Origin of the sequence: Flagellimonas profundi (genome assembly GCF_017313275.1) — a bacterium.
Classification (GTDB): Bacteria; Bacteroidota; Bacteroidia; order Flavobacteriales; family Flavobacteriaceae; genus Flagellimonas; species Flagellimonas profundi.
Map to the genome: position 1 here is coordinate 35,503 of NZ_JAFLNM010000002.1, position 21,153 is coordinate 56,655.

A 21,153-nucleotide genomic window follows, 5' to 3' on the forward strand; every position below is an offset into this window, starting at 1 on the left:
CGAAAAAATCCGGTTGCAACTATTTTCAGACTTTTTCCGCTTTGATCACTACCTTTATTCCCGCTTGAATCCCAATAGACATGAAAAACTGGTACGAAATACAAAATATAGAAACGGTTGACTCCCCATCAATTGCTTTATATAAGGAACATGTGTCCTTTAACATCCAAAAGATGATTTCCTTGGTAGATGGCCAAACCAAACGCCTGATGCCACACATCAAAACAAACAAAATGCCCAAGGTAATGGAGCTGTTATTGGCTTCGGGCATCTCAAATTTTAAGGCCTCCACCATTGCCGAAGCAGAAATTGCCGCAGAAGTTGGGGCCAAATCCGTTTTGATCGCCCACCAATTGGTCGGTCCAAAAGTAGAACGATTCCTCGCTCTTGTAAAGCATTATCCCAAAACCCAATTTTCAACTATTTTGGACAATGTAGACAGTGCTGAACTTTTAAATCAAAAAGCATCGGAACTGGGACTTACCGCTGACGTTTATATTGATATCAACAACGGGATGAACCGTTCGGGTATTGAAATAGGCCCTGCGCTCGACGAATTAGTGGTTTATTTAAAAATATGCAAGTCTTTACATTTTAAAGGGTTACATGCATATGATGGACATTTAAGAGATAAGGATTTTACAACTAGACGTGAAAAAATAGAAAGAGGGGTAAAAGATGTAGAAACCTATTTTGAGGCACTAAGAGCGGATTATCCTGCGGCGGAATTGATATGTGGAGGAACTCCTTCCTTTACTTCGCACGCTTTACAGGAAAAAAGGATTACAAGCCCGGGAACCTGTGTACTTTGGGATTGGGGGTATGGTGAAAAGTTAACAGAGCAGGACTTTAAGCACGCCGCCCTTTTGGTTACCCGAATTATTTCCAAACCTACGGAAGGAATCATTACCATTGATTTAGGACATAAATCAGTTGCAGCGGAAAACCCCATTGACAAAAGGGTGAAATTCTTGAATCTTGATGGATATGAACTGCTTTCACAAAGTGAGGAACATGGAGTAATCCAAGTAAAGGAATGGGACAAATATAAAGTTGGCGATGTCCTATATGGCATTCCTTATCATATTTGCCCCACGATTAACCTTCATGATGAAGTTTCGGTAATCGAGAACGGTAAGAAAGTAGATACTTGGGAGATTACCGCCCGAAAACGAAAGCTTACGTTCTAGACCAAGTCCTGGAAAATTATACTCCCTCACTCCAATACCAACATTTATTTATGAAACCATAAAAAAATTGTAACAAAAAAGGCCTCGCAATGCGAGGCCTTTTTTAACTATTGTCGTTATTTATTAAGCTTCATAAGGCTCAATGGAAACAAAAGATTTTCCACCTACTTTCTTTTCAAACTTAACAATACCATCTACCTTGGCGTGCAAAGTATGGTCCTTTCCTGCATATACATTGTCGCCGGCATTGTGCTTGGTACCACGTTGTCTTACAATAATGTTACCAGCAGTTGCTGCCTGACCACCAAAAATCTTAACACCTAAGCGTTTCGATTCTGATTCTCTACCGTTTTTTGAACTACCTACACCTTTCTTGTGAGCCATGATATATAAATTTTAGTTCTTTTCTTATTTGCTTAACGCTTCGATCAACTCGGCTTTCTTCATTGAAGAGTAGCCGGTAATTTCCTTGGCTTTTGCCATTTCCTTCAACTCAGCAACCGTTTTGGAACTCAAATCCTCAGTTGCTTTTGGAGCTTCTTTTTTCGGAGCCGCCGCTTTTTTCTCTGCCTTTTTAGGTTCAGTAGCGGGTTTTGCTTCAGTTTTAGCTTTTGCAGGAGCCGCTTTCTTGGCGCCTTTGGCTACAATACCTTCAACAACAATCTCAGTCAAATATTGTCTGTGACCATTCTTCTTGCGGTAACCTTTACGTCTTTTCTTTTTAAAGACGATTACTTTATCTCCTTTAAGGTGTTTTACAACTTTGGCTTCAACAGCCGCACCTTCTATGACCGGGGCGCCAATAATTACGTTACCACCATCTTCCAAAAGAAGAACCTTATCGAAAGTAACTTTTTTACCTTCATCTTCTTGCAAACGGTGAACGTACACTTTTTGGTCTTTTGCAACTTTAAATTGCTGCCCTGCCATCTCTACAATTGCGTACATAATGCGTTAATTAGATTAAAATTACTGCGCTTTATCAAAATTAGCGGGTGCAAATATACTGCTAAATCCTTAATCTACAAGTATTCCTCCCTGATTTAACCCATTATTTTTTTGGAGTTGTTGCTCGTTTTAAAAAGTTGCATAAAGGATAGGGTCAAAACCAAGGTGGTCGCAAACCCCATAATGGCCACGGTAAAAAAGACAATGCCCTGGAAGTTTTTATAATCACTCGACCATGCGGTGGAAAGTTCATCTAAAAAAGTGGTATCCAATTCTGTCGCGTAAAAAGCAAAGAAAATGGTGAACAGCAATGTAGCGACAAAGCCAGTAGTGATGCCTGCCGTGAATCCCTTTCCATAACTAAAGTTCTTTCCTTGTTTAATTTTGGTATACTTAATGGTCTCGTATATACCAAAGCCGGTAATTACCCCATTAAATAAGCTGTAGAACACATTGGTATGTTTTCCCATCAAGGCCAAAATCAAAAAATACGCTATCAGTACAGCACTGGTGACTATACCGAAACGGATTGGAAGGGTTAAATTTTTCATATTCTCTTTTTTTGGTTTCATTGTATAATTTACTGAATGTTTGTGAATTATCCCATACATTAATTCTAAAGACTTTTTTAAAATTTATCTCTCGTAAGAAAATATTCTATATTTAACGTAACATCAATCGTTAAATCGATACCAACCTCTTAGCAACATCAATTTTTAAATACTGACTATTAACATGAAAAAACATTTGTTTTCTGCATTTGCAATGCTCTTTGGAGTAACGCTGCTTTCGGCACAGGAGGTAGTTTTTGAAGAGTATGATCTGGACAATGGGCTGCACGTGATCCTACACCAGGACAACTCGGCCCCAGTAGTAACCACTTCGGTAATGTACCACGTGGGATCCAAGGACGAAGACCCTGAGAAAACGGGTTTTGCCCACTTTTTTGAACATTTACTCTTCGAGGGGACCAAAAACATTGAACGCGGTGAGTGGGACCAAATTGTAGCTTCCAACGGAGGAAGGCACAATGCCAATACCTTTTTGGACCGCACCTATTATTATGAGGTCTTCCCATCCAATAGCTTGGAAGTTGGACTTTGGTTGGAATCCGAACGTTTGATGCACCCCATAATCGGACAAGTTGGGGTGGACACCCAAAAAGAGGTGGTACAAGAGGAAAAGAGACTTCGGGTAGATAACTCTCCCTACGGTGCCTTTTTTAATGAAATCCTGAAAAATCTATATACCAACCACCCATATCGCTGGGGAGTTATCGGATCTTTTGATCATTTGGCCAGTGCCACTTTGGAAGATTTTAAAAAATTCAACCAAACGTTTTACATGCCCAACAACGCTGTTTTGGTGGTAGCGGGTGACTTTGAAACCGATGGGACCAAGAAAATGATCGAGGATTATTTTGGGCCAATCCCAAGAGGTGCCGAAATAAAAAGACCCGATGTTAAAGAAGAGGCGATCACCAAAACCAAGTTTGCGAAATATTATGATCCCAACATCCAAATTCCTGCAATTCTGTTGGCATACAGAACACCAGGGCAAGGCCAGCGAGATGCTTATGTGATCAATATGATTTCCACCTATCTGAGCAGCGGAGAAAGCTCCAAACTTTACAAAAAATTGGTGGACGAGAAAAAAATGGCCCTGCAAATACTTTCTGTGCCCATCGATGCAGAAGATTACAGCTCTTATATTGTTGGGGGGCTTCCCGTTGGTGACAATTCCATCCAGGACATCAAAAAAGAGATCGACGAAGAAATTTTGAAGCTTCAAATGGAACTGATTTCCGAAAAAGATTACCAAAAGCTTCAAAACAAATTCGAAAACCAATTTGTGAACGCGAATAGCAGTGTAGAGGGTATCGCCAATTCTTTGGCGGAAAACTATATGCTGAAGGATGATACTGACCTCATAAATTCAGAAATAGACATTTACCGTTCTATTACCCGTGAAGAAATCATGGAAGTGGCCAAAAAATATTTGAAGGTGAACCAACGTATCGAATTGGAGTATTTACCAGAACAAAAAGACGCTAATTAAGATGAAAAAGTATTTAGTTTTAGCAGCGCTGTCTTTATTTATGACAGCCACATACGCACAAATAGACCGGAGTACACCGCCAGAACCAGGACCGGCTCCCAAAATCAACTTAAAGGAGCCCGCCCGTTTTGAACTAAAAAACGGTTTGAAGGTACTCGTGGTGGAAAACCACAAATTGCCAAGGGTTCGTATTCAGCTTTCCATTGACAACCCACCTATTTTGGAGGGTGACAAAGCTGGGGTATCCGCCCTTACCGGAAGTATGTTGGGCAAAGGGTCCAAAAACATTCCAAAAGATGAGTTTTACGAGGAAGTGGATTTTCTTGGTGCCAACATCTACATTGGGGAACAAAGTGCTTTTGCCAGTTCTCTGTCCAAATATTTTCCTCGAATTTTAGAGTTAATGGCCGATGCCGCGCTTAACCCTGACTTTCTTCAAGAAGAATTTGAAAAGGAAAAAGAAAAGCTGATCACTGGAATCAAATCCGAAGAAAAAGACGTTTCCGCCATTGCCAATAGAGTTCAAGCAGCCTTGGCCTATGGTAAAAACCACCCTTACGGCGAATTTATGACCGAGGAAACCGTAAATAATGTTTCCCTGCTTGATGTAGAGCAGTTCTACCGCTCTTATTTCGTACCTGCCAATGCTTATTTGGTAGTAATAGGTGACGTTGATTTTGAAACTGTGAAAGAGTTGGTCACCGAAGCCTTTACACCATGGTCCAAGGCAGTGCCTCCATCTATTTCCTACTCTGACCCAAAAGATGTACAGTATACTCAAATCAACTTTGTTGATGTGCCGAACGCTGTGCAATCGGAAGTTGCCGTGGAAAACATCACCAATTTAAAAATGAAGGATGAGGACTACCTGGATGCTCTTTTGGCCAACAGGATCTTAGGTGGTGGCGGACAGGCTCGCTTATTTCAAAATTTAAGAGAAGATAAAGGATATACCTATGGGTCTTACTCTGGAATCAGGGCCAACAAATACAGCCCAATGCGATTTAACGCTTATGCACAGGTAAGAAATGCTGTTACCGATAGCTCTGTGGTGGAAATTTTGAAAGAAATAGACAAGATCACTTCCGAGCCGGTTTCCGATGAAGAATTGGCAAACGCCAAGGCAAAATACGCAGGAAGCTTTGTAATGGCTCTGGAAAAACCCGAAACAGTGGCAAATTATGCCCTAAACATAGAAACGGAAGGCCTTCCAAAAGATTTTTATGAGACGTATTTGGAGCGATTGGATGCCATAACCAAGGAAGATGTACAAAAAGCCGCCCAAAAACACTTTTCCACTACCAATGCCCGTGTGGTGGTAACAGGAAAAGGTAGTGACGTTTTGGAAAACTTGGAAAAGGTCAGTTTCAATGGAAAAGATGTTCCTGTACTTTACTATGACAAGTATGCCAACAAAACGGAGAAACCTGATTATAATGCTGCCGTACCCGAAGGTGTGGACGCAACATCCGTATTGGAAAAATATATTGAGGCCATCGGCGGCAAATCGAAACTTGAAGGTGTGGATTCTTACTCCATGATGGCCGAAGCTGAAATGCAGGGCATGAAATTGGAACTTGAAATGAAGAAAACGTCTCAAGATCAGTTTATGCAAGACGTAAAAGTAATGGGCAACTCCATGCAAAAACAAGTATTGGATGGCGACTCAGGTTATATGGTAGTTCAAGGCCAACGTAAGGACCTTTCTCCTGAAGAGATTGCAAAAATAAAGGAAGAATCTGCCGCTTTCCCGGAACTCAACTACTTGGCAGCAGGAGATATTGCACTTGAAGGCATTGAGCCTGTGGGCGATAAAAAAGCCTATAAGTTGAAAATAAGTGATAGCAAAACTGCATTCTACGATGTGGAAACTGGACTCAAGGTACAGGAAATAAACACCCAAGAAGTTCAAGGCCAACAAATGACCAGCACGTTGGGGTATGGTGACTATCAAGAAGTATCCGGAATTAAATTTCCTTTCAAGTTAATGCAGACCATGGGACCTCAGAACATGGAGTTTATTGTAAAAGAAATCAAGGTTAACGAAGGAGTTGAGGCCTCTGATTTTAAATAATACTATTCTTTTTAAAGCAAAAAAGGCGCTCTAAACGAGCGCCTTTTTTATTGTTCTTCAAATTACTAAAAACTGTATTGTATAAATGCCGATAGATTTCTTCCTGGATCGTTAATGGGTACCCTGCCATAATCCGCTTGGTTCACAAAAGAAAAATTCAAGTGGTTGTTGTAGGTCACATCAAAAATATTGGATGCAGCAACCCCAAGCGTTAAGTGTTCAAAGGGCTTTGCTCCAAAACGCAAATCCATTACCCCATAGCCATCCGTTGTTTGTTCCCCAAAAGAAAGGGCAATATCCGATTGTTCAGAGGTAATGGTGTAGGTGGCCCTGGCCCATATTCTCTCTTTTTCAAAACTGAGGTTAAAACGTGTTACCAAAGGAGGGGTCAATGGAAGGGATTCATCCAAATCCTGATTTTTTGCATACACATAGGACAGTTCTGTTTTAAAGGCAAAATCTTCCAGGAAATCCAGTTCCCCGAATACTTCAAAACCCGTTTTATAGGCTTCATTTAGGTTTGTGAACCTTTTTACATCGGTAGGTTCGGCCATGGGCATGTACTTTTTATCCAATGATGGATCTATCACGGGAACAATGTAATTGTCGTAAATGGAATAATAAATCGACGCTCCATAATCCAGTCCATTGATTGCATAACCATCAAAATCCAAATTTGCCTTTGCCCCCAACTCAAATTGATTGTTCACTTCGGCATCCAAGTAAGGGTTGCCCACATATTCGTAGGGGTCTTGACCCACCGTAAAATGGTTGATGAATCTTTCTATCATGTTGGCAGACCGCACCCCTCTACCATAAGCCAATTCAAACAAAAGATTTGAGGTAGCCATGTATTTTACTGATGCTGTTGTACTAAAATTATGCTCTGTACGAGTATCCAAATCGGGATATTCGGCCACAAAATCATCGGCTGGCGCATCAATTTTTGAATGTACCCTATCGTACCTTGCCCCCACATTCAACAAAAACTTTTGCGATAAGGGGTATTTACCCTCCACAAATGCTCCATAATCATCAATTTGGGAATCTTGCCATACCTCATCCACAAATTCCATTGGGGCAGGCAATTGATCACCGTTCATGTTTCTTTTTACCAGACGTGTTCTATTTCCTGTTCTTCCTACGGAAAAAGCATCCAATCCGGTATACAATTTAAAATTGTCGATAGGTCTCCACTCCAGTTCCACCCTACCTCCAAGGGTTGTTGCATCCACTACGGAAACCGCCTCGGTCATCATAAAAGACGGCCTTAGCTCGTTCGTCATAACATGATCTACTTTGGAGCGATAGACTTTCGCGCTCAAGGTTTTTAATCCATCCGAAATATTGTCCCACTTATAATCTACAGAGAGTACGTTACTGTTATCTTCCTCTGTATCCATGGGCAGACCAGCATGCAGTACATCACGACCAAAAGATTGTCTAAACCCTATCTGGATTCTTTGGTTATCTGTTAGATCATATCCTAACCGAACCCCATAATCGGTGCTTTTAAACGATGACGGTATTTCGTTTCCATCACCATCTTCGTAGTTGCCAAAATCCCGGAATCCGAAATTGAGATTGGCATCAAAATCTTCACCAACATATGTAAGGTTGGCAAAACTAGTGATGGCATTACCGTTGTTCTCACCGCCAAAGTTGACTTTGCCATGATACCCCTTTTCTTGTTTTTCCACTTCTTGGGTCACCAAATTCACAATGCCGCCAAAGGTGGGCCCGTATCTAAAGGTATATGGCCCTTTAACTACTTCCACCCGCTCTATCTCCTCTGGGGTCACATGGGTGGTTATGGGGTCCATACGGTTGGGGCAGGCATGCATTACTTTGGTTCCTCCATTGAACTGAACATTTAACTGTTCGTATTGCGAAGCGCGGAACGAAGGGTCAATAGCATAGTTACCACGTTTGATCAGATTAAAGCCATTAATGTCCTTAAAAAGGTCGGCTACATTTTTGGATTGAACGATTTTCTTCTCCGGTTCACTTTTAAAAGTGGAAAAAACCGGGTCTGATTTACTTTTTCCTTCCACCAGTACCTCATCCAATTGTACCGGTTTTTTTGATAGGGAATCTTGCGCATTCGAAACCTGCGCGAAGGACACAGTGGTCCCAAAAAGCAAAACACAAAGTTTTGCCATTGCACTTTTATTCATTTTTGATGTTATGTTTAAGATTATACTTTAGGCCATGGGTATTGGCCGTTTTCGTGTGAATCTTAAATCATCGGAGGCTTGATAAGGGTACTGCTAAAGCTATAGGAATAAGAGTCTTTATAGTAGAAAGTATTGGTAGTTGCCCCAGTATCGTTGGGCAGGTTATAATCGGGCAAATCCATGAAAAACACCAACACCTCTTCCCAGCCTATCACGGGCATTGGCTCATCGTCCTCCGCTTGTGCACGGAGCATTTGCATTAACATACACTTACCATTACAATTTAGTTCAGGTTTGTCCTTGTTTTCGCAAAGTTGTTCTATAAACCCCTCCCTATCCAAACTGTAATACACGTACATGGACGAAAAACGGAGGTTGCCCACAAGTATCAAAACAATGAACAACAAAGAAAATCCAATTTGTCTACGTAAAGTATTTGAAGGGTTTTTCAATGTAATACTACTTCTAAATTAAATCAACCATCAAATTTAAGGCAGCCAAAATTATTGCTTTGTGACCAAAGTCACTTAAAAACCATCTCTATCGCAATATATTTGACTTTCCATTAATACTTATTAAAGTTCCATTATTGTTCAACTAAACTTTTCCTGTTTATTTTTGTTTTCAAATTAATGATCATGCGAAAAATATTTTCCATACTGCTTTGTACGATTTTGTTCCTAAGTTTTTCTTGTAAACAGAAACAAGATGACAAAGAAACCACTACAGAATCCACTGCCCAGATGGATAAAGTCATGGCAATTCATGACGAGGTGATGCCCAAAATGGGTACTATCGGTAAATTGGTGGGAGAACTGAAGCCTAAGGTGGATTCCACAGAAATGGGACGGCAATATGAAGTGGCGATGAAAGACCTACAAGACGCCAACACAGCGATGATGGATTGGATGAAAGACTTTGGAGACCGATTTAATCACGAAGAAATATTGGAGGGCAAAGCGCTTACCGAGGAAAAACAGCAGTGGCTGGACGAAGAGGAAGAAAAAGTAAAAGTGGTGAAGGAAAAAATCAATGGTAGTATTGCACGTGCCGAAGCACTTCTTGCCAAGGATACTGTACAATAATTACTTTTTCCATCGTAAACTTTCCATAATTCTTCTAATATCGTTCTGCAAGTACATGGCCGCAGGAAGAATGGAATCGTAATTGGGTTTAGCATAGAAATATAAAGAACCCGTCACAAAGTGATCGATGCTATCGGTGACATAAAACTGTGATTGTGATGCTGCATTGCCGCTTACTTCGTAGAACATTCCATAAACACCGTCTTCCTCATTAATAAAGGGCTGCTCCAAAATGTTATCGGCCTTCACCACATGTTCGTAGGATAGTTTTTGGGCATCCACAAGCAGTGTGTCCAAATTACCTTGAACAGGTTTGTAGGTAAGGTAAATGGAACCGTTCATCATCGGGTAATCCAATACCATGGAACAATCGTTGTTTTCTTTGATATTGGATAGTGTGTTCTTGTCAAAAGTATACATGCAGTCTGTCCCGGATTGCACGTACTCCGCTGTTGGATAATCCAATCGCAACATGGCCTTGGGCTTGGGCAAAACTTCATCTTTACAGCTTACTAAAAGTACCGCTACAGCTACGAAAAATACAATCCTATGCTTCATGGGGCAATGTTACTTTTATGCGTTTCAATCTTTTCTTGTCCATGCTTTCCACAATAAATTGATAGTCCTTGAACAATACCTTCTCTCCTATTTTTGGAAAACTCCCGGAGATTTCCAGTACGAACCCTGCAATGGTCTCAGATTCTCCTTTTTGGCCCTCAAACTCGTCCTCTTGTTCAATCTTCACCACACGATAGAAATCCTTTAACGCGGTTTTACCGTCAAATACATAATTATGGTCGTCCAATTTGGAGAAGACCAGGTCTTCGTCATCAAACTCATCGCTAATATCGCCGACAATTTCTTCAATAATGTCCTCCAAAGTGACTATTCCCGATGTACCTCCGTACTCATCCACCACAACGGCCAGGTGATTCTTCTTGTCCTGAAACTCCAACAGCAAATCATCCAACTTCTTGTTTTCTGGCACAAAGTAAGGCTCACGGATGAGCGACATCCAATTAAAACTCTTTCTATCTATATAAGGTAAAAGGTCTTTCACGTAAAGAACGCCCAAAACGTTGTCCATATTTTCCGAAAAAACAGGAATTCGGGAGTATCCATTCTTTTTTATGTCCTGCAACACTTCTGGGAATTTCATTTTTTCGTTTACGGCGAAAATATCTATCCGCGGACGCATCACCTGTTTGGTATCCGTGTTTCCAAAGGTTACGATGCCTTCTAGAATTTTTTGTTCTTCCTTGGTGGTATCCCCTTCCGAGGCCAGTTCAAGAGCTTGTGAAAGGTGATTTATACTCAAGTTGGATTTTTTCTTCCCCAATTTATCCTCCATAAAAAGCGTTACGGCACGCATTGGCGAACTTAAAGGGGAAAACAAATAGTTCAATACTTTTAGCGGAACTGCCATAAAATGCGAAAACTGTACTCGGTTGCGATTGGCGTATATCTTGGGCAAGATTTCCCCGAACATCAAAATCAAAAAGGTGGCTACCACTACTTCCAATAAAAAGCGGAAAGTTCCATCAATCCCTTCAAAAATGGTATTGCCGATTGAACTGAACAAAAGCACAATTCCAATATTGATGGCGTTGTTGGTAATTAGAATGGTTGCCAGCAATTTCTGAGGCTTATCCAGCAATTCCACGATCAACTTGCTGCGCGAAGAATTGTTCTCGTTCATTTCGTTCACGTCGGTCTGTGAAAGGCCAAAAAGAGCCACTTCCGCAGCTGAAATCAGTGCAGAGCAAGCCAGAAGAAGCACTAGCACAACAATTTTTAAAGTGAAGATTCCACTAAAAGTGGTAAGATAAAATGCCAAACAATGGGGCTCGGGATCCAATTTAATATTGCTTTTTAGTCTTTTTTATTTAGAATGGTAGGTCGTCATCCTCTTCCTCCGAATTATCGGTAGGAGCTGCGGGGCTCTCAGCCTTTGGCGGTTCTTGGTAATTGGCGGACGATGACCCCGACGATTGCGCATTGGCCATACTTTCCTTCTTGGTCGTCAAAAAGGTAAAATCCTGTACGTGCACTTCGGTAGTATATCGCATATTGCCATCCTCACCTTGCCATTGCCTGTTTTTTAAACGGCCCTCCACATAGACCTTATCTCCTTTACTGAGGTATTTTTCACAAATTTCAGCAGCTTTGTTGCGCACTACAATATTGTGCCAATCCGTATTGGTCACCCTTTCGCCCGTTTGCCTGTTGGTATAGGTCTCGTTGGTGGCCAAAGGGAATCTACCGATACAATTACCGCCCTCAAAATAGTGCATTTTCACTTCGTCTCCCAAATGCCCGATCAGCATTACTTTGTTCAATGTTCCGCTCATATCTCTCTTAATTAATCAAAAGTACTAAATTTTCAATGTCCTGATAAAATCTGCTATCAAAACTGGTACGGGAAAACCACCGATTTCTTTCCAGGGTGTTCCTTTCTCTAATATATCAGAAGTTTTTAGGATCCAAAATTGTGTGTGCAAATGTTGGTGCGACAGTTTGTGCACAATGGGTTCATTATTATATAATGATAAGGACGCTGTTTCGGGAACAACATCCTTTTTCTTGATCAAAGGTCTTAATTCTTCGGCCTGAAGCTGCTTTTCCGATTCAATAAGTGGAAACTGATATAAATTCCGCCAAATACCCTTGCCCGTTCGCTGTTCCAAAACGGTGTTGCGATCATCGTCAAGCAATACGATATAATTAAAGTATCGGTTCCGTACCTTGGTCTTGTTCAATTTTACAGGAAGTCGGTCTACCTTGTTTTCTTGGAGGGCCACACAACTTTCCTGGAGCGGGCATAATAAACAATATGGTTTTTTAGGCGCACATTGCACAGCCCCGAACTCCATTACCCCTTGATTATAGTCTCTAATGTTCGCAGGGTCCATTACTTCGCGGGCAAGTTCTTTAAAATATTTGATGCCCTGAGTGCTATTGATAGGTGTGTCGACCCCAAAATAACGCGACAAAACACGATATACATTCCCGTCCACAACGGGTTCTGGAATATCAAAACAGAAAGATGCGATGGCACTTGCGGTATAATCGCCCACCCCTTTCAACGATTTTAACTCTTTATAGGTATTGGGGAACTCCCCGTTAAAATCTTCCACTACCATTTTGGCCGTGGTGTGCAAATTGCGTGCCCGGGAATAATAGCCTAGTCCCTGCCACAACTTGAGCACCTGTTCTTCGGGCGCATCCGCCAAATCATAAACTGTGGGAAAAGCTTCCACAAACCTTAAATAATATGGCATTCCCTGGGCAACACGGGTCTGTTGCAGAATAATTTCCGACAGCCAAACTTTGTAGGGATCACGTGTTTCCCTCCAGGGAAGATTACGCTGATGTTCACGGTACCAATTCAGGATTTTAGGGGCAAAATTCATTAAAGAAAGTAATAAAGGTCAAATGTATCAGTTTATATACTTAAAATTAAAGGGTTAAAGGGAAAGATTAATTATAATGTTTATATTTGCAAGCCGAAAAAAATTAGAAAATTAATAAGACGAAATGACGAAAGCAGATATTGTAACTAGGATCTCAGAAAAACTAGGTATCGAAAAAGGAGACGTGCAAGCGACAGTAGAATCCTTTATGGAAGAGGTGAAATCATCCTTGGAGAATGGTGATAATGTTTATTTAAGAGGTTTTGGTAGTTTTATCATCAAGACCAGAGCGGAAAAAACAGGTAGAAACATCTCTAAGAACACTACCATCAAAATTCCTGCGCACAATATTCCTGCATTTAAGCCAGCCAAAGTTTTTGTGGAAGGCGTAAAAACTAATGTACAAGTAAAATAATATAATTAACAACACTAAAGCAAGAGCATATGCCGAGTGGAAAGAAAAGAAAAAGACATAAGGTAGCTACGCACAAGCGTAAGAAGCGCAGAAGAGCAAACCGACACAAGAAAAAGTAGTTGTTTCAACTACTTTTTCGTTTTACCCTATCACGTTCTTTGACATAGAGATTCAAGAAACGAATTTCAATCGGTTCGAAAAATAACCGATTCCATATATTGTTTAATCATTTATCCCAAAATTCATGTGGGATAAATAAAAATCGATTCAGGTGAATAGAGAATTAATCGTAAGATCTACTCCTGATGCAGTCGATTTTGCCTTATTAAAGGATGGAAAATTAGTAGAATTACACAAGGAAGAGGACAACAACAACTTTTCCGTAGGGGATATCTTCCTAGCCAAGATAAGAAAACCCGTTACAGGCCTAAATGCAGCATTTGTCAATGTAGGTTATGAAAAAGATGCATTCCTGCACTATCATGACCTGGGCCCGCAACTGTCCTCCATGTTGAAATTCATTAAACAAGCTAGAACAGGGAAACTAAAAGATTATTCCCTGAGAAATTTTCCGTTTGAAAAAGACATTGACAAGAATGGCAGTATCAACGATGTGTTGAAAGCCAATCAGTCACTACTGGTACAAATAGTAAAAGAACCCATTTCAACAAAGGGACCAAGAATCAGCTCTGAGCTTTCCATAGCCGGGCGCTTTCTGGTCATGGTACCTTTTTCCGATAGAGTCTCGGTATCACAAAAAATAGCGAGCAAGGAAGAAAAGGACAGACTTATTAGACTTGTAAAAAGTATTAAGCCCAAGGGATTTGGAGTAATTATACGTACCGTAGCAGAAGGCAAAAAAGTTGCAGAACTGGATAAAGATCTTCAGAACTTGTTTTCCAAATGGACAAACATGTGCAAGAAATTGCAGAGGGCGTCGCATCCATCCAAAGTTTTGGTGGAACTGAACAGGGCGTCATCCATCCTTAGGGATGTCTTCAACGATTCCTTTACCGGAATACATGTTGATGAAGAAACACTCTACAACCAAATCAAGGATTATTTGCATGAAATTGCACCACAAAAAGAATCCATTGTAAAGTTGTACACCGGTCCGGCACCAATTTTTGAAAAATTTGGGATAGAGCGTCAAATCAAGACCTCTTTTGGCCGAACAGCATCCATGAGCCGCGGGGCCTACCTTGTTATAGAGCATACCGAAGCTTTGCACGTAATAGATGTAAACAGCGGGAACCGCTCCAACAAGGCAAAAAACCAAGAAGATACCGCTTTAGAAGTCAACCTTTTAGCTGCCACCGAAATTGCACGACAATTACGGTTACGCGACATGGGAGGAATCATCGTGGTAGATTTTATTGATATGACCAAAGGCGACCATAGACGTAAATTGTTTGACCACCTTAGGGATGAAATGAAGGACGACCGGGCAAAACACAAAATTTTGCCCCCCAGTAAATTTGGCCTTGTTCAAATTACCAGACAACGTGTTCGTCCCGAAATGAATATCAAAACAAGTGAGGAAAACCCGAATGTATCAGGTGCCGAAGTAGAAGCTCCCATTGTCTTGATCGACAAGATTCAGGTAGATTTGGAGCGAATCCTTAAGCCAGGGCGCAAAAACAACGGTATTGTATTGAATATACACCCGTTTATTGCGGCTTATCTTACCAAGGGATTCCCTTCCATTCGTTCCAAGTGGTTCAAGACCTATAAAAAATGGGTCAAAATACAACCTAGGGATGCCTACAAATACCTTGAATATCACTTTAAGGACAAAGATGGCAAAACAATACGACCATAATAAAAAGCGACCCCGTTTCCGGGGTCGCTTTTTTTGTTTTTACCAGTTGGGTGCAAAGCAGTATTTTTGATCATCAAGCATCCTAAAGTAATGAAAACGACCAGGCTCTTCCTATTTACTATTTTAATCCTCGGGTGTTCCTCGCATGTGGAGAAACCTTTATCAAACCTATTGGAAAAATCTCCAAATATCAGTGGAAAGGAAACCTACTTGAACTCTCCCTATGTCACTGCTGGAAACAGAGTATATATGGTTGGTCACCAGGATGGGACCTTTCCAGAACTGGGGTGGCATATTAAGGGAGAAATGGGAGGGGTTTGGAACCATCCCATAAAACTTATGGATGGTTTTGAAGCAAAAGTAGTGGTCAATGGACAGGTTTTACCATTGAACAAGGCCTCCAAGTTTGTGAACTACCCATATGCAAATAAGCATATATTCGAATTTGAAAAAGAAGGTCTTACCATTGAGCGGATTCAATTTGTTCCTGATAATGCCCAAGGTGTTTTTGTACAGTTCCTTATCAAAAACAACACCCAAGAAAACATTGAGAGCAGTGTGGATTTTGTCGGTCATGCAAACTTGCGCCCAACTTGGTTGGGGGAGCGTTCAAACATGATAGACTCCAAAGATTCAGCCATATTCGAAGAAAAGTATTGGATAGCCAAGGATAGTTTAAATTCTTGGTATACAGTTTTTGGATCTGGCCAAACCCCTATTTCCTTCGAAGCGATAAAAGGGTCGGACAATAAAAACGGTACATCCCATGCACTTAAATATCTTGTTGAAATTCCCGCCAATTCCGAGAAAACACTAAATTTTGCTCTAGCCGGCTCATATATTTCCCGTGAAAATGCGCTTACTGCATACCATAACATTTTAGAGGACCCTGCAAAGTTGGCCAAAGCAAAAAAAGACCGTTACGAACAACTCGCCAACCGGTCCAAACTAACTATTCCCGACAAGCACTTACAAGAAACATTTGAATGGTTAAAATATAATTGTGATTGGCTTGTACGCACCGTACCCGAGATAGGAACAGGCATTGGCGCCGGTATACCGGATTACCCCTGGTGGTTCGGCGTGGACAGTGAATATGCCCTTAAAGGATACATGGCGGTTGGTCAGGAGAATATTGTCAGGAATACCATAAAACTTTTGGACAGTGTTTCTATGGCTGTCAATGGTAATGGTAGGATTCTTCATGAAATGTCCACCAATGGTGTTGTTTTTAATAAAGGAAATATTAATGAAACACCTCAATTTGCATCGTTGATATGGGAAGTTTATAAATGGAACGGGAATAAAGAATTTCTTGAAACATATTTTCCAACGGTCAAAAAAGGCTTAAACTGGCTTTTGGAAAAAAATGATGACAACCAAAACTTATTCCCAGATGGTTTTGGCATGATGGAGATACACGGCCTTGATAGTGAAATGATAGATGTTGCCTCCTATACGCAACGAGCATTTGCCGATGCCGCTCTTATGGCAGCAGAGCTGAACGAATTTGAATTGGCGCAGCGGTATCGAGAATTGGCAGATGAGCTTAGGCAAAAAATAAACACTGAATTTTGGTCCGATACTTTTGAATCCTATGCGGACTTTATTGGTTCTGATGAACAAGCACTGCATTTAATAGAAGACGCCTTGGTAAGGGCAGATACTTTGAACAAACCTTGGGCTATTGAGGAGCTTACAGCCACAAAGCAACAAATTTTACGCAATCCGTCCGATGAACCTAAGCCTTTTGTACTCTATCATAACTGGGTGGTGAATACCCCGATGGAAATGGGCATAGCGGATTCAACGAAAGCAATTTTGGCATTGGATAACGCAAAGAACTTTACAAATCCTTTTGGCGTGTTCGTAACGGGAATTGACCGGGACGAGACCGCCGGTAAAGACGAGGGAACTTTTAAAGGAAGTAAAGTGTTTTCGTATACAGGTGCCGTAATGACATTGCCCACTGGAGTACAGGCAGTCGCAGAAAATAATTATGGACGCCCCGACCAAGCACTTGATTATTTAAAAAGAATGTCACGTTCTTTTAGTTACGCACTGCCCGGAAGTATGTACGAGGTTTCCCCGGACTATGGGATGATGACGCAGGCTTGGAATATTTATGCCTTTGCAGTTCCCATTGTAAACCAGTTTTTCGGTATCCAACCATTGGCTCACAAAAAAACAGTGATTATTGAACCTCAGATGCCCACTGAGTGGAACAATGCCTCGTTGGAAAACGTAAGGATAAGAGATAACGAGATTTCGATATGGCATACAAAATCCGAGGAATCCCATCAAATTAAAGTACAACAACGAAAAAGTGACTGGAAAATTAAACTTATTTTACCTGAAGGCGAATATGAAATAACAGAAGGCACTGCGGAAACTGCAACGGAAAACGGTAAAACCACGCTCACTTTTTCGGATAATCTGATTACGGTAACAAAAAAGTAAACATAGATGGAATCCCGGTTTTCTTCCCAAAAATTTTACTCTGTCCAAGAGGCTACCAAAAAGATGGAACACTACTGTGCCTACCAGGAACGCTGCCACAAGGAAGTCACGGAAAAGTTAAGGGCCATGAACATGATTCCAGAGGCCATAGATCAAATCGTGGGACATCTGATCCAAGAGAATTTCCTTAACGAAGAACGTTTTGCAAAGGCCTTTGCAAGGGGTAAATTCAATATTAAAAAGTGGGGGAGCAATAGAATTACCAGGGAATTAAAGTTTCGTGGCATCTCTACTTACAACATTAAAAGTGCATTGGCGGAAATACAGAATGATGATTACCTAAATACTTTTGACGAACTCGCCAAAAAGAGATTAAGTCAAATAAAAGAGACGAATCCCTTCAAGAAAAAAAAGAAACTGTCCGATTACCTGCTATACCGAGGTTGGGAAAGTCATTTGGTATACGAAAAAACAAATGAACTTATCAAATAACTCAATCGTGCACTAATAGTTTCTGCGTTCGTTCCACAGCCTCTTCGTTTTTCCAATCGATCCATTCTTGTCCTTTGAGTTTGCGCATCAGGTTATCAAAATGGCGCATCACAAAAATATTGTAAACTGCCTTGCCCAGGTTTTTGGGTTTTCTCGCAATGGCCCGTAAACTCATCGAAAAACCAGCTGTTATATACTTCATGTGGTGCCAATACCCTTCGGGTATATAAAGTACATTCCCGTGTTCCAAATGCGTAATGTACCCTTTTGCCCGTTGCAGGGCGGGCCATTTTTGCAAATCGGGATCGGTAAAATCTATGTCTTCCCTAGTAATCAAGGAATGGGGTATCTTATATAAAAACTTGGTCTCGTCCTGTGAAAAAAGAATACATTGTTTTGTTCCTTCAAAATGAAAATGGAAAATATTGGCCAAATCAATATCGTAGTGCATAAACGTATGCGAATCTTTTCCTCCAAAAAACAGCATGGGCAACCCTTTCATAAGCCGTAATCCAAAATCTGGATAAGTATAGTCTTTTTGAAGTTCTGGAATTTCCTTTAAAATGTTCCAAAGAAAAATGCGGTATTTGGTAGGACCACTTTTTAAAAGCTCCACATAGTCCGCCATCTTCATTTTGGCATGCGGTTCGTTGAAGCCTTCATCATGCTTTACGGGGCGGTCATCATATAGGGGTACTTCCTTGTCCCCGGCAATTTCTTTCATGTAATCCAAGTTCCATTTGGAATAGGCTGGCCAATCCTCAATAAAGCGCTCGATTACAACAGGCTTCTGGGGCTTGAAATATTTTTGGATAAACTCCTGCTTCGTCAGGGTTTTCTCCCGAGGTATCTGTTCAAGATTCAGCTTCAAAATTTCAAGGACTTTGAAACCCTAAATTAATAAAAGGTTTTTATATAGTTCCGAAAACTACTCTTTGGCAACCATTTATCTTTCTCCTTGGCGGCCTCGCTTCGCTCTATTTTATGCTCTGGTCTGGAGCATTTTGGTTCTTCCCACAAAAAATTGCACCTGCGTTTGTGGCAACACTATTCAGGATGTGGCCACCATGTGTATCATCTCCAATATTATCCACGGGTTTTTAATATTCCATAGGTTGTTGTGCCTATTTAAAACTATATCGCAAGCCAAATAACACATTACTTGGCGGCATAGGTACAAAACCAGACTCGATGTAATCTGCATCGAAAATATTACTTGCAGTAATGGTAAACTCTGCCTGCTTTACTTTAATAGCCAATGATGCATCCCAAACATTATACGTTTGCCCCGTAGTACGTTCTGCATACTTATAAATTATATTCTGACGCACATTTTTGAACAATTGTGTGCTTAAGCGCGTGGTATATTGGTGTTTTAGGGTATTTAAAGAGTAACGGGATAATTCTTCGTTTTGATCCAAAATATTATCATCTAAAAAAGCATAGCCTACACTTAAGGTTTGCGTAAAGTCTTTGAACTTAAAATTATAAGCAGCATCCAATTCCAGGCCCTTGGTGTTTACCTCGGTGATGTTCGTTGCAACAAACACATCTTCAGAAACATCGTTTCGTACATAATCTATTAGATTATCCGCATCTCTATTAAAAATGGCAATGCTAGCATTAACTTTAGGCGTGGTATACTTTAAACCTAATTCTTGCGCAAAAGCCTCTTCTGGCTCCAAATCTGTGTTACCACTGGTAACTGGGTCGTTATAGAACAAATCCGTATAAGTCGGTATGCGGTAGGTATAACCAATATTACCATATACTTTAAAAGCATTGGTAAGGTTATAACCTATGTCCAATCCAGGAAATGCTTTGAACTTAAAATCGGAAAAATAGGTTAGCGCCACACCTGGAGTAATATCCAACTTATTGTCTGCAATGCTAAAACGATGTTCTAAAAACACATTGGACATAAAACGGTCTCGGTTACCTAAGTTGTTGCTCCTAAGGTATATTTTAGAAAGCTCCACCCCAAAACCAGTAATTCCTAATTTAGAAGCATAAGAGGCATTGGTTTCTACGCCTATTTTGTTAGAGATATGCATATTCCTGTAAAAACCAGGCTCATTTCGCCTCAAGAGAAACAAGTCTTGATTACGTTTCCAATAGATTCTTGGCTGTATTTTTAGCTTGTTTTTCCTAAAGGTGGTAGAAAACGCCAAAAGGCTATTTTGGGTTTCTTCGTACTCATGGAACGTAGGATTGGTAGTGTAAAAATTCTCAGCTCCAAAATTACGCTCCAAGAAAGAAGCTGTCATTTCAATTGGCTGCGCATTTTTATTAAAAATACTTTTTAAAAAGTAATTACCATTATCGTAATCCGAGTTATTTCTATACCCTTCAGATGTCATCCTTCCCACATGTATTATATGAGAGGAGTTTTCCTTATCGACACCTGCAGTTACGCTACCATTTAATTGACCAAAAGAACCCGCTTCTACGTTTAAAGAAATGGAATTATCCAGATTCTTCTTGGTAATGATATTGATGGCCCCAGCAAAAGCATTTTGTCCAAAAACCCGTGCTGCAGGACCTTTTATAATTTCTATCCTTTCTATAACCTCCAATGGCAAAGCTGCATTCATGGTATGGTGACCCGTTTGCGCATCATCCATTTTAACACCATCTATTAATAATAAGGTTTGGTCAAAACCACCTCCTCTTATATACAAATCCGCTTGGCTACCACCGGTACCACGTCTTCTTATATCAATACCCGCAACTTGTTGCAATAAATCCGCTACATTAATCGCTGCACTATTTTTAATATCATTGGAAGTGATGATATTAATGGTTCTCGAATTTTCCTTGAAAGGAAGGTTAATCCGGTTTGCGGTTACTACGACTTCACTTAACGAATCTACCTTAATGGGGTCGTCTTGTTGGGCTTGTAACTGAAAAGCACCAACTAGTAAAATCGCAGAAAATAAAATTGAGTTTTTCATTATATGAACTTGTAAGGTAAGTTTTTAAGTCAATTCATTATATGCTGCAAAAGTCCTAACTTTCC

Annotated in this window: 19 protein-coding genes; 8 read left to right on the forward strand and 11 right to left on the reverse strand. The window is 40.5% G+C overall.

The window, feature by feature from the left end; translation table 11 throughout:
- Nucleotides 1–80: 80 nt before the first annotated feature.
- Complete coding sequence (locus J0654_RS09110) at nt 81–1,190, forward strand: D-TA family PLP-dependent enzyme (protein WP_207028152.1); 1,110 nt, start codon at nt 81–83, stop codon at nt 1,188–1,190.
- 123 nt (nt 1,191–1,313) lie between these two features.
- Here J0654_RS09110 and rpmA read toward each other — a convergent pair whose 3' ends face one another.
- The 3 genes from rpmA to J0654_RS09125 form a co-directional block, all read right to left on the reverse strand.
- Complete coding sequence (rpmA, locus tag J0654_RS09115) at nt 1,314–1,574, reverse strand: 50S ribosomal protein L27 (protein WP_207028154.1); 261 nt, start codon at nt 1,572–1,574, stop codon at nt 1,314–1,316.
- A gap of 24 nt (nt 1,575–1,598) precedes the next feature.
- A complete protein-coding gene (gene rplU / locus J0654_RS09120) occupies nt 1,599–2,138 on the reverse strand; it encodes a 50S ribosomal protein L21 (protein WP_207028155.1) in 540 nt (179 codons plus the stop codon).
- A gap of 95 nt (nt 2,139–2,233) precedes the next feature.
- On the reverse strand, nt 2,234–2,689 hold the full coding sequence (locus J0654_RS09125) for a DUF4199 domain-containing protein (RefSeq protein ID WP_207028157.1): 456 nt from the start codon (nt 2,687–2,689) through the stop codon (nt 2,234–2,236).
- Between the two features lie 184 nt (nt 2,690–2,873).
- On the opposite strand from J0654_RS09125, the gene J0654_RS09130 reads away from it, so the two are divergent.
- Together J0654_RS09130 and J0654_RS09135 are read left to right on the forward strand one after the other, a co-directional pair.
- A complete protein-coding gene (locus J0654_RS09130; protein WP_207028159.1) occupies nt 2,874–4,196 on the forward strand; it encodes a M16 family metallopeptidase in 1,323 nt (440 codons plus the stop codon).
- A 1-nt stretch (nt 4,197) separates the two neighbouring features.
- Nucleotides 4,198–6,270: a M16 family metallopeptidase gene (locus tag J0654_RS09135; protein ID WP_207028161.1), complete on the forward strand. Its 2,073-nt coding sequence runs from the start codon at nt 4,198–4,200 to the stop codon at nt 6,268–6,270.
- 65 nt (nt 6,271–6,335) lie between these two features.
- On the opposite strand, the gene J0654_RS09140 is transcribed toward J0654_RS09135, so the two are convergent.
- Nucleotides 6,336–8,447 carry a TonB-dependent receptor domain-containing protein gene (locus J0654_RS09140; RefSeq protein WP_237685947.1) on the reverse strand — a complete coding sequence of 704 codons (2,112 nt, stop codon included), beginning with the start codon at nt 8,445–8,447 and terminating at the stop codon, nt 6,336–6,338.
- 62 nt (nt 8,448–8,509) lie between these two features.
- Nucleotides 8,510–8,854 (reverse strand): hypothetical protein, encoded by a 345-nt coding sequence (locus J0654_RS09145; protein ID WP_207028163.1) that lies wholly within the window; start codon nt 8,852–8,854, stop codon nt 8,510–8,512.
- A 231-nt stretch (nt 8,855–9,085) separates the two neighbouring features.
- Here J0654_RS09145 and J0654_RS09150 point away from each other — a divergent pair, with 231 nt between their 5' ends.
- Entirely contained in the window at nt 9,086–9,532 is a 447-nt protein-coding gene (locus J0654_RS09150; RefSeq protein WP_207028164.1) for a hypothetical protein, read from the forward strand.
- Here the strand turns inward: J0654_RS09150 and gldD are convergent, their stop codons facing one another.
- From gldD to mutY, 4 genes are read right to left on the reverse strand one after another with little or no spacing between them, the layout of a single operon-like run.
- The gene (gene gldD / locus J0654_RS09155) at nt 9,533–10,090 is read right to left on the reverse strand and encodes a gliding motility lipoprotein GldD (protein ID WP_207028166.1); all 558 of its coding nucleotides are present in this window, start codon (nt 10,088–10,090) and stop codon (nt 9,533–9,535) included.
- Nucleotides 10,080–11,390: a gliding motility-associated protein GldE gene (locus tag J0654_RS09160; protein WP_207028168.1), complete on the reverse strand. Its 1,311-nt coding sequence runs from the start codon at nt 11,388–11,390 to the stop codon at nt 10,080–10,082. The genes gldD and J0654_RS09160 overlap by 11 nt, the downstream gene beginning before the upstream one ends.
- A gap of 28 nt (nt 11,391–11,418) precedes the next feature.
- Entirely contained in the window at nt 11,419–11,883 is a 465-nt protein-coding gene (locus tag J0654_RS09165; protein WP_207028170.1) for a single-stranded DNA-binding protein, read from the reverse strand.
- 24 nt (nt 11,884–11,907) lie between these two features.
- A complete protein-coding gene (gene mutY / locus J0654_RS09170) occupies nt 11,908–12,945 on the reverse strand; it encodes an A/G-specific adenine glycosylase (RefSeq protein WP_207028172.1) in 1,038 nt (345 codons plus the stop codon).
- A 124-nt stretch (nt 12,946–13,069) separates the two neighbouring features.
- Here mutY and J0654_RS09175 point away from each other — a divergent pair, with 124 nt between their 5' ends.
- The 4 genes from J0654_RS09175 to J0654_RS09190 all read left to right on the forward strand — a co-directional run bounded on the left by J0654_RS09175 (nt 13,070) and on the right by J0654_RS09190 (nt 18,134).
- Nucleotides 13,070–13,360: an HU family DNA-binding protein gene (locus J0654_RS09175; RefSeq protein WP_014032385.1), complete on the forward strand. Its 291-nt coding sequence runs from the start codon at nt 13,070–13,072 to the stop codon at nt 13,358–13,360.
- A gap of 271 nt (nt 13,361–13,631) precedes the next feature.
- Nucleotides 13,632–15,182 carry an Rne/Rng family ribonuclease gene (locus tag J0654_RS09180; protein WP_207028174.1) on the forward strand — a complete coding sequence of 517 codons (1,551 nt, stop codon included), beginning with the start codon at nt 13,632–13,634 and terminating at the stop codon, nt 15,180–15,182.
- A gap of 171 nt (nt 15,183–15,353) precedes the next feature.
- A complete protein-coding gene (locus tag J0654_RS09185) occupies nt 15,354–17,642 on the forward strand; it encodes an alpha-L-rhamnosidase-related protein (RefSeq protein ID WP_237685949.1) in 2,289 nt (762 codons plus the stop codon).
- Between the two features lie 6 nt (nt 17,643–17,648).
- Nucleotides 17,649–18,134 (forward strand): regulatory protein RecX, encoded by a 486-nt coding sequence (locus J0654_RS09190; protein ID WP_207028178.1) that lies wholly within the window; start codon nt 17,649–17,651, stop codon nt 18,132–18,134.
- Nucleotide 18,135: 1 nt separating this feature from the next.
- Here the strand turns inward: J0654_RS09190 and J0654_RS09195 are convergent, their stop codons facing one another.
- Entirely contained in the window at nt 18,136–19,005 is an 870-nt protein-coding gene (locus J0654_RS09195) for a cupin-like domain-containing protein (protein WP_207028180.1), read from the reverse strand.
- A 253-nt stretch (nt 19,006–19,258) separates the two neighbouring features.
- Entirely contained in the window at nt 19,259–21,088 is a 1,830-nt protein-coding gene (locus J0654_RS09200; RefSeq protein ID WP_207028182.1) for a TonB-dependent receptor plug domain-containing protein, read from the reverse strand.
- Nucleotides 21,089–21,153 lie beyond the last annotated feature (65 nt).